The sequence below is a fragment of the Polyangium sp. y55x31 genome (genome assembly GCF_029946505.1).
In the GTDB taxonomy this organism is placed as follows: Bacteria; Myxococcota_A; Polyangia; order Polyangiales; family Polyangiaceae; genus Polyangium.
Window position 1 is genome coordinate 163,197 of sequence record NZ_JARZHG010000004.1, and the last position, 13,407, is coordinate 176,603.

The 13,407-nt window shown below is 64.1% G+C and carries 14 protein-coding genes; 2 read left to right on the plus strand and 12 right to left on the minus strand.

Going from position 1 to position 13,407, the window contains the following annotated elements; all coding sequences use genetic code 11:
• Positions 1 to 24: 24 nt before the first annotated feature.
• A complete protein-coding gene (locus tag QHF84_RS09625) occupies positions 25 to 2,808 on the minus strand; it encodes a tetratricopeptide repeat protein (RefSeq protein WP_281312919.1) in 2,784 nt (927 codons plus the stop codon).
• Positions 2,809 to 2,946: 138 nt separating this feature from the next.
• Between QHF84_RS09625 and QHF84_RS09630 the strand changes: the two genes are divergently transcribed.
• Positions 2,947 to 4,068 (plus strand): lysine-2,3-aminomutase-like protein, encoded by a 1,122-nt coding sequence (locus QHF84_RS09630; protein ID WP_281312920.1) that lies wholly within the window; start codon positions 2,947 to 2,949, stop codon positions 4,066 to 4,068.
• Between the two features lie 304 nt (positions 4,069 to 4,372).
• On the opposite strand, the gene QHF84_RS09635 is transcribed toward QHF84_RS09630, so the two are convergent.
• The 11 genes from QHF84_RS09635 to QHF84_RS09685 all read right to left on the minus strand — a co-directional run bounded on the left by QHF84_RS09635 (position 4,373) and on the right by QHF84_RS09685 (position 12,500).
• On the minus strand, positions 4,373 to 5,029 hold the full coding sequence (locus QHF84_RS09635) for a hypothetical protein (RefSeq protein ID WP_281312921.1): 657 nt from the start codon (positions 5,027 to 5,029) through the stop codon (positions 4,373 to 4,375).
• A 287-nt stretch (positions 5,030 to 5,316) separates the two neighbouring features.
• Positions 5,317 to 5,850: a hypothetical protein gene (locus QHF84_RS09640; RefSeq protein WP_281312922.1), complete on the minus strand. Its 534-nt coding sequence runs from the start codon at positions 5,848 to 5,850 to the stop codon at positions 5,317 to 5,319.
• Positions 5,850 to 6,563: a barstar family protein gene (locus tag QHF84_RS09645; protein WP_281312923.1), complete on the minus strand. Its 714-nt coding sequence runs from the start codon at positions 6,561 to 6,563 to the stop codon at positions 5,850 to 5,852. Before QHF84_RS09645 ends, QHF84_RS09640 begins: the two co-directional genes overlap by 1 nt.
• A complete protein-coding gene (locus QHF84_RS09650) occupies positions 6,530 to 7,135 on the minus strand; it encodes a GyrI-like domain-containing protein (RefSeq protein WP_281312924.1) in 606 nt (201 codons plus the stop codon). The genes QHF84_RS09645 and QHF84_RS09650 overlap by 34 nt, the downstream gene beginning before the upstream one ends.
• Positions 7,136 to 7,289: 154 nt before the next feature.
• Positions 7,290 to 7,745: a hypothetical protein gene (locus tag QHF84_RS09655; protein WP_281312925.1), complete on the minus strand. Its 456-nt coding sequence runs from the start codon at positions 7,743 to 7,745 to the stop codon at positions 7,290 to 7,292.
• Positions 7,746 to 7,814: 69 nt separating this feature from the next.
• The gene (locus QHF84_RS09660; RefSeq protein WP_281312926.1) at positions 7,815 to 8,420 is read right to left on the minus strand and encodes a hypothetical protein; all 606 of its coding nucleotides are present in this window, start codon (positions 8,418 to 8,420) and stop codon (positions 7,815 to 7,817) included.
• A gap of 237 nt (positions 8,421 to 8,657) precedes the next feature.
• Positions 8,658 to 8,888, minus strand: coding sequence for a DUF6210 family protein (locus tag QHF84_RS09665; protein WP_281312927.1), 231 nt, complete (start codon positions 8,886 to 8,888; stop codon positions 8,658 to 8,660).
• A 157-nt stretch (positions 8,889 to 9,045) separates the two neighbouring features.
• Entirely contained in the window at positions 9,046 to 9,345 is a 300-nt protein-coding gene (locus QHF84_RS09670; RefSeq protein WP_281312928.1) for a hypothetical protein, read from the minus strand.
• Between the two features lie 128 nt (positions 9,346 to 9,473).
• A complete protein-coding gene (locus QHF84_RS09675; protein ID WP_281312929.1) occupies positions 9,474 to 10,589 on the minus strand; it encodes a hypothetical protein in 1,116 nt (371 codons plus the stop codon).
• Between the two features lie 210 nt (positions 10,590 to 10,799).
• A complete protein-coding gene (locus QHF84_RS09680; RefSeq protein WP_281312930.1) occupies positions 10,800 to 11,210 on the minus strand; it encodes an alpha/beta hydrolase in 411 nt (136 codons plus the stop codon).
• A 162-nt stretch (positions 11,211 to 11,372) separates the two neighbouring features.
• Positions 11,373 to 12,500 carry an extracellular solute-binding protein gene (locus tag QHF84_RS09685; protein WP_281312931.1) on the minus strand — a complete coding sequence of 376 codons (1,128 nt, stop codon included), beginning with the start codon at positions 12,498 to 12,500 and terminating at the stop codon, positions 11,373 to 11,375.
• A gap of 425 nt (positions 12,501 to 12,925) precedes the next feature.
• Between QHF84_RS09685 and QHF84_RS09690 the strand changes: the two genes are divergently transcribed.
• Positions 12,926 to 13,366: a hypothetical protein gene (locus QHF84_RS09690; RefSeq protein WP_281312932.1), complete on the plus strand. Its 441-nt coding sequence runs from the start codon at positions 12,926 to 12,928 to the stop codon at positions 13,364 to 13,366.
• The last annotated feature ends 41 nt before the right edge of the window (positions 13,367 to 13,407 follow it).

Consider the following 13,407-nt stretch of genomic DNA (forward strand, 5'->3'; position numbering starts at 1 on the left):
GCGCCTTGCGCCCGCGGGATCGGCTCAGCCCTTCGGCGCGACGAGCTTCGCGAGGTCTCGCGCCTGCTTGGCGTAATCGGCTTTGCCGAGTTTGTCGTAGCCCTTGGCGAGGTCCTCGTAGATCTGGGTCATCTCGGTGGGCTCGGGTTTCGTGAGGATCGCGCTGTTCAGCTCGAAGATGGCCGAGATTTGCCGGCCCGTGCGCGCGAGGGCCTTGGCGTAGAGGCGGTGGACCTTGGCGTTCGCGACGTCGACGTAGATCGCGCTCTCGCCCACCTTGACGGCCTCTTCCCAGAGGCCGCGCTCGACGAGCAGCTCGAGGAGCCGCACCCACACGCGCCGATCGTGCTGATCGAGCAGCGACAGCCGCCGCAGGGCGTCGAGCTGCCCGGCGATGTCCTTTTGCTCCTTCGCGAGGTCGTAGAGGCCCTGGAGCGGCTCGGCCTGCGAGGGGTCGAACTTGAAGGCGGCCTCGAAGCAGGTCTTCATGCGCGCCTTGTCCTTGCGCATCTCCGCGAGGTCGGCGGCCTTCATGCGCAGGATGTAGCCGTCGTGGCCGTTCGCCACCATCTTGTCGAGGATCCGCGCCGCGTCGTCGAGCTTCTTTTCGCCCATGGCGAGGCGCAGCCGCACGAAGTTCGCGTCGGGCTGCTTCGGATCGAGCGCGAGCGCCTCGTCGAGCACCGCGAGCGCCTCCGGCTTTTGCCCGTCCGAGAAAAGCGCGAGCGCGAGCTCCACGAGCTTCTTCGGGTTTTTCGGATCGGTACGAAGCGCCTTGCGGGCCTCGTCGAGCGGCGGGGCGTGGAGGTCCGGCACGTATTGCTTTTCGTAACGCGCGAGCCGCGTCTTCAGCCATTCGCGGAACTGCCGATCGACCTCCTCGTGCGAGACGCCGAGCGCGCCCTTGATGACGTCCGGCGTGCGCTCGCCTTTGCCCCAGCGCGGCAGCATGGCCGCGACTTTGTCGAATCCGTATTTGTCGGCCATGAACACGACGAGCTGGCTCGCCGCGAAATAGGCCATGGTCACGTCCTCCACGGAGTCGACGTGGGTGAAGGCTCGGTTGAAGCCGTCGAGCGGCGGAATACGCCCGCCCTTCAGCGCGGCGAAGAGGGCCGGATCCTCCTCGCGTTGCCATTCGGGGCGGCGGATGATGGTCTCGTATTCGCTCAGGCCCTCGGTGAACCAGCGCGGGACGTGGCTCTTCGAATACTGGATCGCGAAGACGTGCCCGAGCTCGTGCCAGAGCACGTTGCCCCAGTTGAACGGGCCCGCCCCGGGCGAGAGCGCCGCGAGGGACTGGCCGAAGCAGACGCCCTGGATGCCCACGTTCGGCAGGCCGCTCGTGCGAATGCTGAAATGCTCCGAGTCGGCGTAGAGCTCGATCGAGACGGGCATCTTCGGCGTGAAGCCATACCGCTTCACCATCGAATCCCACGCCTCGTCGAGCATGCGCGGCACGTAGCGCTCGAGGACGGGCTTCTCGTCCTTGTGGTAACGAATGCGGAAGCGCGTGCCGTTCGTCGCGACGTATTCCCCGGGGATCGTCTTCTCGTACAGGTTCAGCGTGTTGTACGCGCGGACGTTGAACCGATCCTTCTTCCACGATTTGCGGAGCGCATCGAGCCCGCCGTCGTCGTCGCCGAGGCGGATCTTGTTCAGGCCGAGCGTCGCGAAGGCCTTCATGTCCTGGGCGTCGACCTGCGTGGCCTCGTCCATCATGCGGACGATGTCCTCGTAGCGATGCTCCCACTCGGCGTACTCCGCGACGATCTGGAAGAACGCGGAGTACTCGGGGTTGAGCGAGAGGACCTGCTTTTTCGTCGCCTCGTAGCCCGCGAGATCGTCGGCGAGGAAGCGCGTCGCCGCCTTCATCGAGAGCAGCTCCAGGTTCGTCGCGTCGACCTCGAGGCCACGCTTGACCGCCGCGTCGGCCGCCGCGATGTCCATCGTGCGCAGCGCGAGGCCGGCGCGGATCACGTAGGCCGAGGTGAGGTTCGGATTCACCTCGAGCGCTTGCTTGATCTCGCTCTCGGCCGCCTCGAAGTCCATGGCGTTCTCGAGCTTGACGCGCGCCATGGCGACGTGGACGTGTGGATCCTTGGGCGCGATCTTCTGCGCGGCCTTGACGGACTCGCCCGCCTCGCCGGGGTTGTACTTGTCGAGGAAAAGCTCGGCGCGCCAGAGGAGCGTCTCGACGCGCGTCTTCGCGCCCGCCTTCTCGGCCTCGCCGTAGGCCTGGTTCGCGTCGTGCGCCGAGCGCAGGAGGTGCGCCGCGCGGCCGACGAGCGAGAGGCCCTCGGCGTCCCGATCGTTGATCGTGTCGTCGTTGTACGCCTCGACGAGCCTGCGCAGCGGCACGCTCGCGGCGCCGCGTTTTCCGCTGCGGATCAAGAGCTCGCCGAGGACGAGCCGCGCCCTGTGCGCCGTGTCCTCGTCCGCGACGTCCTTCACGGCGTCGATCGCCTCGCTCACCTTCCCTTGCGACGCGAGCGACTCGGCGATGATGGGCGCGGCCTGGATCTTCGTGTCCTTGCCGAGCGCCGCGGCGCTCTTCGCCGTCTTCACGGCGTCGGCGTAACGGCCCTGGAGGAGCTCGAGCCGCGCTTTTTCGAGCAGGGCCGGGCCACGCTCGGGCCCGGACTTGACGGCGTCGAGCTCCTTCTGCGCGGCGGCGTAGTCGCCTTTTTGCACGAGGGTCGCGACGCGCCCGAGGACCTTGCCGGACGTTTCGTCCGCGAAGGATCCGGCCGGAGCGAGCAGGGTGACGGCGAAGAGGGCAGCGAGAAAGGAGCGGTTCGTGCGCATGTTCGTCGAGCCGGAAAGGCAGGTTCTTTCTTACGACGCGGGCCGGCCCCTTTCCAGGGGCGACAGAGGGCTGGCGAGCAGGCGGACGCTCGACGTCGCTGGCTTTTGGACCGAAAGGAGTCTAGGAGGAGCGGCGCCGTGGCTGCGAGGGCATGCGAAGTGGAACGCGCGCAAGAGCGCGAGGGCGCGCACGAGGACGCGCGCCGGACGTCGCGACGCGTCAGCGAGCTGGTCGAGAAGGGTCTCGTGGATCGCGGGGAGCTGGAGGCGCTCGAGCGTGTCGCGGAGCGCTTCAGCGTGGCCATCACGCCCGACCTCGTGGACCTCGTCACGCCGGGAGATCCGAACGACCCGATCGCGAAGCAGTTTTTGCCGAGCAAGCGCGAGCTTCGGATCCTGCCGGAGGAACGCGTGGATCCGATCGGCGACGAACCGCACACGCCGGTCAAGGGGATCACGCACCGCTACCCGGACCGGCTGCTCTTGAAGCCGGTCCACGTCTGTCCCGCGTACTGCCGCTTCTGCTTCCGGCGCGAGAAGGTCGGTCCGGGCAGCGAGGTCTTGTCGCGCGAGGAGCTCGCGGCGGCGATCGAGTACGTGCGCGCGCACGAGGACGTGTGGGAGGTGATCCTGAGCGGGGGCGATCCGCTGATCCTGCCGCCCCGCAAGCTCGCCGAGATCACGGCCGCGCTCGCCGCGATCGAGCACGTGCGGATCCTGCGGGTACACACGCGCGTGCCGGTGATGGAGCCCGGGCGTATCGACGAGGCGATGATCGCGGCGCTGCGCGTGCCGGGGCTGACGACGTACGTCGTTTTGCACACCAACCATCCACGTGAGCTTGGTGCGAAGGCGCGCGAGGCGTGCGCGCGGATCGTGGACGCGGGGATCCCGATGCTGTCGCAGACGGTGCTCTTGCGCGGGGTGAACGCGGACGCGGAGACGTTGAAGGAGCTGTTCCGGGAGCTCGTGGTTTTACGGGTCAAGCCGTATTACCTGCACCACGGGGATCTGGCGGTGGGGACGGGTCATTTCCGGACGAGCATCGCGGAGGGGCAATCGATCATGCGCGAGCTCCGGCAGAGTTTGTCGGGCATTGCGCAGCCGACGTACGTGCTGGATATCCCGGGCGGATACGGGAAGGTGCCGATCGGGCCGGGATATCTCGGGGCGGAAGGGGAAGACGGGCGGCGGACCGTGGAGGATCCGTGGGGGCGGAGGCACGCGTATCCGCCGGGGAGCGGGAAGACGGGGGATTGAAGGGGGGCAGGTCAGGCGGGGCGTTTCAAGGCGGGCGCGTCATGCCTCGCTCGGGGCCTCATCGGCCGGCGCGCCTGCGTTCTGTCGAGCTTGTCCTCGTAGTAGGCCTTGTTTTCCCGGAGGAGCTCGGCGAGTTTGTCGGCCTCGGGGCGCTAGGCGCGGATGTGCTCCAGGGTCGCACGAACATCCCAATCGAATCGGCTTCTTCCTGCTCGGGAAGGTCCTCCGAAAGCCCTGTCGCCCTGCAAAGCAGGCCGTCCAGAGCCGGCCAGGTCGAACGCACGGTCACGTTTGGGCCGACAGTTCATCCGAGTCCAGTCACCACACGGTAGGTGTTCAGCGACGGGAGGTCCCGCAGGCGCTTCAGGCCGTCTTCCCATATGGCTCGGCCAGCGAATTCCGCGATGGACTGTCGCCAAGTCACGGGAATCAAGTGATCTGGTGAGAGGCCATGGAGTTCATGGTGACGGACCACTTGCCAGTCCTGCGCACGCCCAGCCAAGCAAGCACGCCCCAGGATCGAATCGACGTCTCGTCGCTGGAGCCCCATCCCCTCGAGGGATCGTCGAATCTGTCCGGCTTCTCGTTCTCCGGAGCCGAAGGCGTCCACGAGCCGCTCAGGTACCACATGCTCGACGAGCACCATTTCCGTCTCCCAGAGATCGAGAAATAGATCTTCTACCATGATCCATCCGGCGTACGTCGTGTCGTTCTCGAAGTTGGGGCGGACGACGCGCGACACTTCGGGGCTCAGGTCGCTGGGGATTTCCCGCTCCATCAGGAAAACGCAGTTCGGGCCGAAGAACAGATCCGTCTGAGGCCAGCGCAGCGGCCACCAACAGATCTCGATATCCGCCCTACCCGTCGGAGGTTCCCGGGGAAACAGGGCACAAAGCTCAGTGGGATTGACCCATTGTCCGCCCGACCGTCGTTCGATGAACAAGGAAAGATCAATTCCCACGTTGACCTCGTACGAATTGGCAGACTCCGCGAGTTGCGCGGAGGCGAACTACGTCCGAAGCGTGAGCATCGTAGGTAACGTCGCCATGCCCCACCTTCGACAGCCACGCCATTTGACTGACTCGGCTGCTTGCCGGTCGCGTTTTTACCTCTTGACCAACAGCCTGCTCTTCTTGGTGAGAGTCCCGCCGAACGCCAGGTTCACCGGCCCCGCGCGATCTTGCTCTGCCCTGAGCCGCACGAGCCCAGTCTGCACGCGGCCCGGTGCAACCGCAGGTTCGGCGGCGCTCATGGATACAGAGGTTCACCATCGTGCCAACCCATCGTGCCACAAGGCCAGCACGGCCAGTCTGCCGAGCCGCCCCCCATAGGGGACCGATTGTCCACGAAGCCCCTGCCACCGCACGCACTGCAACTCGGTGCGCCATCAGGCCGCCGGGGTAGCGCCTCGATCAGCTCTGGAAAATGAATCGCCCCGAGCCTCAGCAATACGAGCTGAAGCCACAGGCTGGTGACGGGGCGAGGCTCGTCCGAAGGAAGATCCCACGCCAAGATCTCACCGTTCGGTTTGACAAAGAAAATGGTGTCCATGTCGAATCCGATTGGAAGTGCGTTGAACTTACGTACCTCCTCTCCGAAATCAGTATACGCTTCACTCAGTGCCGGATACCGGCGTATGCGCTCCTCGATAGCGGAGCGAAGCTCTTGTGAAAACTGCGGCTGCATCGACGTGTTTTTCATTCTGCACTTCCAAGCGGTGTAGCCGCCGAACGACCTGAGCTTCTGCCGCGCGTGGGTCAGCAAGCCATTGTCAGCCGGCATCAGCGAAGCTCCAGTCGGACACCGTCTTCTGCCTCTTGTCCGCCGGGGCCGTGAGCCGAGATGATCTCGACGAGCCAGTCGAAGACGGTGGGACCTTCTGCCCGACGCGCAGCTGCGAGTTCGGTTGCCACGCGGGTACGATTTTCCGGGTGGCACCGTGACAGCCGGAGCGCGAGTTGGCGAACAGTTTCAGGGTACCCAAGCCGCTCGCGTGACAAGCCATGGTGCGCCCAGATGATGAGAAAGCCACCCGAGGGAGTGCCGAACCCACCACGGAGAATGTCATTGAACGCGTCGAGATTGCGTCCCCAAGGTTCACCCGGCGCGAGAACACGTGACGCTTCGTCGAAGAACACCTCGAGCGTGCTGAAGCGAGATCCATCGATCTCGAACCTGGGTAGCTCGGCGACATCCGCGGCGTCGAGAAGAGCGCGCGCAAGCGCGCGAGCCTCACCGGGGGTCAGTTCGAGTTCCGTGTTGGCCTCGAACGCGCTCTCGGGGATCTGATCTACCGACGCTGGACCGGATTCTTTCCAATGGGCGGAGATCTGCCACGTCTCGATGTTGACGCAGCCGGCATGGATGGCTGGAGCCACCTCCACGACGCCCTGGCGGTACGGGACGCTCCTGCAGCGAATGGTTCGGGATAGCGGCGTCGGCTCGAATGAATCGTCGGCCGTCATTCCATTGGCTGACGGATGATTGTCTTCCATTTTTCGGGTGCCGCCTTCCGAATGTCGCTCAGATAGATCTCATGGTGCTTGCCCCTGAGGGCAGAACGGCTTGATATGTAGTCATGCACCCGCTGGATTGTCGGACCTTCCGCCGAGAACGGGCCTACATGCAATGTTTGCGCACACCGACCTTCTTTGAATTTTTCAAAGCGAATACCCTTGAGCCCGGGCAGTCCCTTCTTGTCTTGAACGCTGGCAATCGCCGACTGGACGATCTGCTTTGCAGCTTCCGGCGGCTGCATGATCATCATTGTCCATTTCCAGCTTCCCTTTTCATCGCGGTTGAAGCTGGTCAAGTCGTCCGCCCACCACAGACCTTCAAGTGGCATGACCACGTAGTCGAGCCCCTTCTCCTTCTTCAGTGCAAACTTGATGGTGTACGAAACGGAATAGAGAGCCTCTACGGCCTCTTTGTAACGCTCGGATGTGTTGGGGTTCCCTTCGCCATCGACCATCAGAAAGTCGAACGCAGGAACGTCGATTTCGACCACCTCCTTTGCGGAAGGCTTGTACAGGTCTTTCAACTCGCTCTTGAGATCAATCTTGCCCACGAGCCCTCCAATGACGGCGAACGCTAGCTTCTGCCGCGGCGCAGAGCGCCATCGATAGCAGGCGCTTGTTGAGCTGCGTCACGCATCCGCCTCCGGTGGCGACAGCGGGCACCATACCACGAGCAGTCAGATGGATGGGCAACAAAGCTCAGGCTCAACCGCCGCCGATGACGATTGGGACGAGGCCGGAGAGGTCGATCTGCGCGACGGTGGCAAATCGGACGCTTGGGAAGCAGACAAGACGTGCAGCGCGACGAAGAATGGGGGGCGCCTCGGGCTCCAGCAGAGGGCGTACGGGTGAGGCGTCGAGATGGTAGACCGTCTGTCCCCCGTAGCCAGGGTCCGCATCAAAGGAGTAGAGGCCACAGGAAGCTTCGAGCGACGGGAATTCTGGAGACGCCCCTGATTCGCGCCACCGAGCACTGAGGATCGCCTCCGTGCTCGGAGGAGCAGACGCGAGGAACTCGTCGGCTGCGTCGACCGCTTGGTAGTCATCAAATACCGACGCTGGCCACGCCGCGTACGGGCCAGTGAAGACACCAATATGGGAGTCCGCATCGACGGCGAACCAACGCGCCAGAGTACCTTCGACGTCCCTTCGGGTGGTCATGCCATCGTCTCCGTCCGCCCAACGCACGGATGTGCCGCCGCGCGAAGCGCGGTCGACACCAGCCGCTTGTTAGCCTGCCGCGGCTTCGGCACGTTCGTACGCGGCGACCAGGCTGTGTCCCGATGGGAAACGGTTATCGTAGTCGTGCAGCATTCCACGCAGGAGCTCCTCGTCGCAGGTATCCCAGTGCTGAATGAGATATGGCAGATGATGTACGGCGTCGGCCAGCACAGCTACTTCGGCGGCATCAGACGGGGCCATGCCCTCCTTCTCCCCGGCGTATCCAAGAAGCCGTAGACGAATCGCCGCACATTCAAGTACGGCGAGGCAAGCTGCAAGCTTCTGGGGCGGGGGCAGGGACATCGTGTCATCTGGGCGCATGGCTCGGGGGGCAGGTGGTTGGGACGAAATCCAAGGGTACCAGAGACTCCGACAAACGATCGGGCCCATGTTGTATTCCACATGCGAACGAAATCCAGGTTGCTCGACGAGGTCGCGGTAGTCAACGACCGCGACCACAACAAACGGGCCGCGGTTCGCCCGGATCCGCACGCCAGCCCAAACAAGAATATCCAGGGCGTCCGCCAGCGAGAACGCGGTGATGCCGAATCGCTCCGCGATGCCAGCAGAGTCGAAGGGCGAGCGTGCAATCCAGAACGCGCGAAGTGGTCGCATCGCTACGGCCTCGTCTGGCTAACGCAGCATTGACCCGTGGCGTGAAGCGCCGTCGGGTCCGGCTTGGAGAACGGCTTCCAGTTTGTCGAGGGTGTCCTGGTGTTCGCCGTGCGAAGAGCGTGGCTCGTCGGGATGGCGTGGTCCGATGAGATAGAACCGCCTGGAGTTCTTCTGAATCGTATCAATCCCTCGACGTGTTCGAGCGCGCCAAAGCTGCTGCATAGTCCTGCGGCTACCTCATATTGCTTCGTGGTCGCTGCAAAGCCGTTCCTTCATCTGCCGAACGACCTGCGGGTGTGCCGCGGTGCGCCGCGCCGAACGAATGCGCCCCTCGCGCAAGACCAACTCGATGAAGGCGGCATCGTCCTCATCGATGCCCCGCATAGCGCCGCTCCCCCAATACTTGGGGCCCTCGAAGTGGGCGCTGAGCCGCAGCCAACTCTCCTCGGCGTCGAACGGGACGAACACGCCCTCCACCTCAGGATGGATGATCACAGCAGGTGCCGCAGGTCTGGTTTGTGTACAGAACCCCGCTCGGGTGCTGGATGATGATTCCCAATCCTGCTTTGAACAGTCGGATGAGCGCCGGCATTCAACGTCTCCCTGTGAGGTCCGAACCGCCGCATCAGCTTCTCCGAGAGGTCAGTACATGGATTGGCTTCCCATCGCGCACAATCGCATAGCCGGCGACTCCCGCGAGACTCTGCCACAGCTCGGGCGGGCTCGTGAAGAACCAGAGCTCGTCCCCAGGCGCCATCAGCCCCAAGAAATCAGCCCACTTGTGCCGCCATCGAGCAAAAGCGGCGCTGGCGAGGACCTGTTCCGCCTCCAAGCCGTCGACCTCCAGTCGCTGCAGCTCGCGGCGAGCCTCCTTTTCCGGATCCGTTTCGTCCAGGCGCTCGTGCAACCACTCAGCCGGGATCATGACGCGCACCTCATCCGCCCAACGCACTGTTCAGCCGCGGGGTACCCTGCCGAGCAGAGCGAGGCGGCATGCTCCGTCGGCCTCAGGGCGTACATTGGGCGGTTCTGCCTTCCGATGCGGATAGAGCCTCACCGCTCTCGCAACGATTGAAGCGCGCGCGCCACCGCTGGGAAGCGCGCGGCGAGGGTGCGCTCGATCCATCCGTTCGCCAGGGTGATCGCGAGGAACACAGGACCCAAGAGGCAAACGGCTTCGATCGACGTGCGTGCGGCCGGGTAGAGAGCGTAGGCGAAGGCGAGCACGCCGGCGAGCAGCACCACGCCGGCGAGCCACAGCGGCCAGCGCGGGATACGTCTCGTCGGCAGAGGCGGCAGATAAGGCGTGACCTCGAGGAGTCCGCGCTCCACCGCGGACTTGCAGGCCAGAGGCGGCAGCGCCACGAATAGGTGGTCGTCTCCGTGGGTTTCGACGGAGAACAGGCGCAGCTCGCACCCCAGCGCGTGGGCGCGGGCGTTGCAGAGGTCGACGAAATCGATGACATCCATGGTCTCTTCGCTATCCCTCCAGGCGCGGAGCTCGGCGTCGAAGTGCTCGTCCTCTGGCACGCCGATCATCCTCGGCAGCTCTTCCCAGGCGTCCACGTCCCGGTGGTCGAAGCTGTGAACCCATCGCTTCCCCTTGTGCGTGGCGAGGTCGTCGGAGCCACTGACGGCGTAGAGCAGCAACCACACCTCCGCGGAGCCGCTCTCGTCGAAATGCCATCGGCCCTCTCTCGTGTCGTACTCGGCCCAGGATTTCAGGCCCTCGCCGACCTCGTCCACGAAATCGTCCCGGGAGACCTTGCGGAGCCGTCCCGTCACCGCCGCGAAGTCGGTGATCCAGGTGGAAAGCCGATACTGCCGCTCCGCCGGGCGCGCCCCGAAGACCTCGAGCAAGGGGCCGAGGTGGGGGGCCCGGGCCACGAGCGCCTGCTCCACGCCGGCCCGTAACGAGTCGAGCCTTGCGACCTCGACGACGTCGAGCGCCACGCGCGGATTGCGCCGGGTGAGCGAGGGGATGGCTTCGCCTGCAAGCGACGTCAGCGCGTGGAGGAGCGCGCTCACCTCGCCGGCCGGCAAGACGCGCCCGTCCACCATCCCGGCGCTCCGGAGCTGCCGGAAGCGCTCCGAGAGCTCGAAGGCGAAGGCCTCGGGCGTACGCGTGTAAAGGGTGAAGCGCAGGCGACGCAGGATCGGGTGAGCCACGGCGGGCATACCTAACAGGGTTCTGCGCCCTTTGCGACCGGCGGGACGCCGTGCCGACGGGAGCGCGACGCTTCTGCCGATGGCCCTCTCGCGGCCTCTCGGCTCAGCCCCAGCAGGAACGAAGCTGTCGTGGCCGTCTATGAGGCTGGCTGCCCGGCCAACGCTCATTGGGCGGTTCATGCTGATGCAACTGGCAGAGGGCTTCCATGATCAGCCCCCGAGGAATTCGCCCGTCACCCGCACAAACTCGTCGGGATGCGTCCAGATGAGCGCGTGGCCAGCGCCATCGATAATGACGAGCCGAGATCCGGCGATTCCGTCGTGGAGCATCTTCGCGTGGTGGATCGGGACCGCGTCATCGTTCGAGGCGGCGACGACGAGCGTCGGACATCTGATCTGGGCCAGACGGCGCCTGCTGTCGAATGCCATCGCCTCCCTCCACGCGGACACCATCAACGTGTCGGCCTGGTTCGCCATGAGGCCGACAACCCAGTCGGCACGCTCCTTGGCAAGCTGCTTCAACCCTTGTGAGACGACGAGCTTCGCAAACCGCCTCATGCCAAGGGCGTGGACGAGAAACGGCACGATGTGGCCTTCGATTCTCTCGCGAAATGTCGCCATGTTGAAGGCGTAGGTGCATGCGAGCACGAGGTGGTCGCATCGACGGGGGTGGTCATGGCAACACGTTTCTGGGGAGTGAGTCGCCGAGCGATCCAATAACCCGCAAGCGGCGGAGGGGCGCCCTGGTGCTTGTCGGGTTCATTGGTGCGTTGGCCAGTGACTTCACGGCTTGAGGATTTCCTTGTCGAGTTTCTTTCCGATGGCGCGCAGGCGTGCATTGAGCTTCCGTCCTCGCACGGGAATGGCGCCTGAAAGTGCGGGCTGTAGCTTGCTATAGAGCGGCGCTGCGGCAAGAACATCCTTGTCCGTATACAGATCGGTTCGGGCAGGGAGCAGATACCGCGGGGGCGCTCCGTAGCGAGCCGGCAACAGCGAGCGTTTGACTTCCGCGGAGCTCGTGACATGAGCGATGAACGCGGTGGCATCGGGCAAGCACTTCTCGTCGCAGGTCGTCGAGATGGTCAGCATGTCTACCCACGCAAAGGGATGCGAACCCTTGTCGGAAAGCGGAAGCGGCTTCATCTCGATGTCCTTGAGGTCGAGGCATTCACCTTTTCGACAGGATTCGTGTTGCTCCAACGCGATGTAGTACAGACGCTCGGAGTATCCCACGAGTGCTCGACCACGCTTTCTCGCAAATTGTCGCGCGTAAAAGCCGGTTGCCTCGTGATAATCGGGATCGCGGCACATGCCTGTGTCGCAGAGATTTATGGCTCTCTGAAGATTTGCGGTCGCGCCACTGAGAAGGCTTGTGTCAAGCAGATACGGTTCTGCAGCGGACAGGTCCCCGAGCTCGTCAAGCGTGGCATCGAGGTACAGTTCTCCTAGGGTCGACTTGCCCTTCGCGTCGACCAGAAGCCCTTGATCCGGCGAATGCTTGGCTCCTATCAGCGACTCGACATCTTTTAGCGTGCCTGCGCTTCCGAGCTCGTCACCCGATCGATAGAATATGTAGTTCGTACAGGCCCAATGGGGCAAGCCCCACCACTCATTCTTGGCTTTCGCGGAGTTTTCCGCCACCTGAACCATGGTGTTCGCGGGGGGCACCAGTTCCTTTGGAAGCGCCTGGATCCGCTTCTGGTCTATGAAGTCAGCCAAGAAGACGCCGTCGAGCTCGTAGACTTGCGCGTTGGTATTCGTGATCGCCTGGGGTTCGTCCTCGTTGTAGTAATTGGCAGAAAGATCGACGATCTGCAGGTCAACGTCGGGGTGGTCGCGCTCGAAGCTGTGTTCGATATCGGAAAAGAGGCTCTGGTAATCAGGCAGGAAGGGGTAGAGGGCGACTGTCAACGTACGTCGAGGAGCAGGGACACAGTCTGCCTTCGCATTCGTTGAGGCGGCTGCGGTCGCCGCCGGGGCGCCGGGAGCGGGGGTAACCGTGGGCGCACATCCGAGAAGGAGCACGAATGCGGCAGTCAGGGCAGTGCAACGGATGATAGTTGATGGCATGACGTCTCTCCCGTCTCTCAGTTTCCGTCGATTGAACGATCACCTGCTGTCATTTCCGAAGCCCTTCCACACCTGGCGAGAAAGCTCTCCGCATCTGGCCAACGACCTGCGGGTGTACTGCGGGACGCCGTGCCGAGCGGAGCGAGGCTCGCCGTACCGTCAGCACCTGCCGCTTGTTAGCCGGCCCTTTCGGTTTCTTCGGAAGTGGTTCGGGCATCGTGACTGCACTCCACTGCATCTCGCCGATGGTAGCAGAAGCCGCGCCCGTGGATCTCCCGAACCACGAAGCCACACCTTTCGAGAATGGGGCGCACTCTTGGATTCGGGCGCGCGCAACTCGTCGCGAAGACGAGCCACTCGATCTCAGCAGCGCCTCGGCGCTGGGCCAGCCGCACGACAGCCGGAATCAAAGCCGGCAGCACGCCCTCACCCCCGCCGTCAACATGGGCGAGCTCCGTCCGAAGGACACTGCCCTCGGTGGCGAGCGAGAGGAGCACGTCGGCTGTCCCGATTCGTACCACGAGCGGGAGACCGCTCACGACCTCTTCTTCGAGCTCTGGACCAAGCGCTTCAGGAAGCACACCGGGATGGAACCCCTCAATCAGAAGTTGTCCGGAACCCGTCATCGTCGAGCGAGGGCGCGTCATGCGAGTATCAGCGAAGATGCCCGGCCCGTCGGCAGCAACGGCTTGTTGGGCCGTGCATGACGGTCCTGATGCTCATTGCGTTTGCCGACGCGTGGGGCGGA

What these genes read in the sequence shown, in the direction of transcription:
- QHF84_RS09645 (WP_281312923.1), bottom strand. Translation starts at nt 6,563, where the DNA reads ATGGAAGACAATCATCCGTCAGCCAATGGAATGACGGCCGACGATTCA.
- QHF84_RS09680 (WP_281312930.1), bottom strand. Translation starts at nt 11,210, where the DNA reads ATGGCGACATTTCGCGAGAGAATCGAAGGCCACATCGTGCCGTTTCTC.
- QHF84_RS09655 (WP_281312925.1), bottom strand. Translation starts at nt 7,745, where the DNA reads ATGACCACCCGAAGGGACGTCGAAGGTACTCTGGCGCGTTGGTTCGCC.
- QHF84_RS09640 (WP_281312922.1), bottom strand. Translation starts at nt 5,850, where the DNA reads ATGCCGGCTGACAATGGCTTGCTGACCCACGCGCGGCAGAAGCTCAGG.
- QHF84_RS09670 (WP_281312928.1), bottom strand. Translation starts at nt 9,345, where the DNA reads ATGATCCCGGCTGAGTGGTTGCACGAGCGCCTGGACGAAACGGATCCG.
- QHF84_RS09625 (WP_281312919.1), bottom strand. Translation starts at nt 2,808, where the DNA reads ATGCGCACGAACCGCTCCTTTCTCGCTGCCCTCTTCGCCGTCACCCTG.
- QHF84_RS09660 (WP_281312926.1), bottom strand. Translation starts at nt 8,420, where the DNA reads ATGCGACCACTTCGCGCGTTCTGGATTGCACGCTCGCCCTTCGACTCT.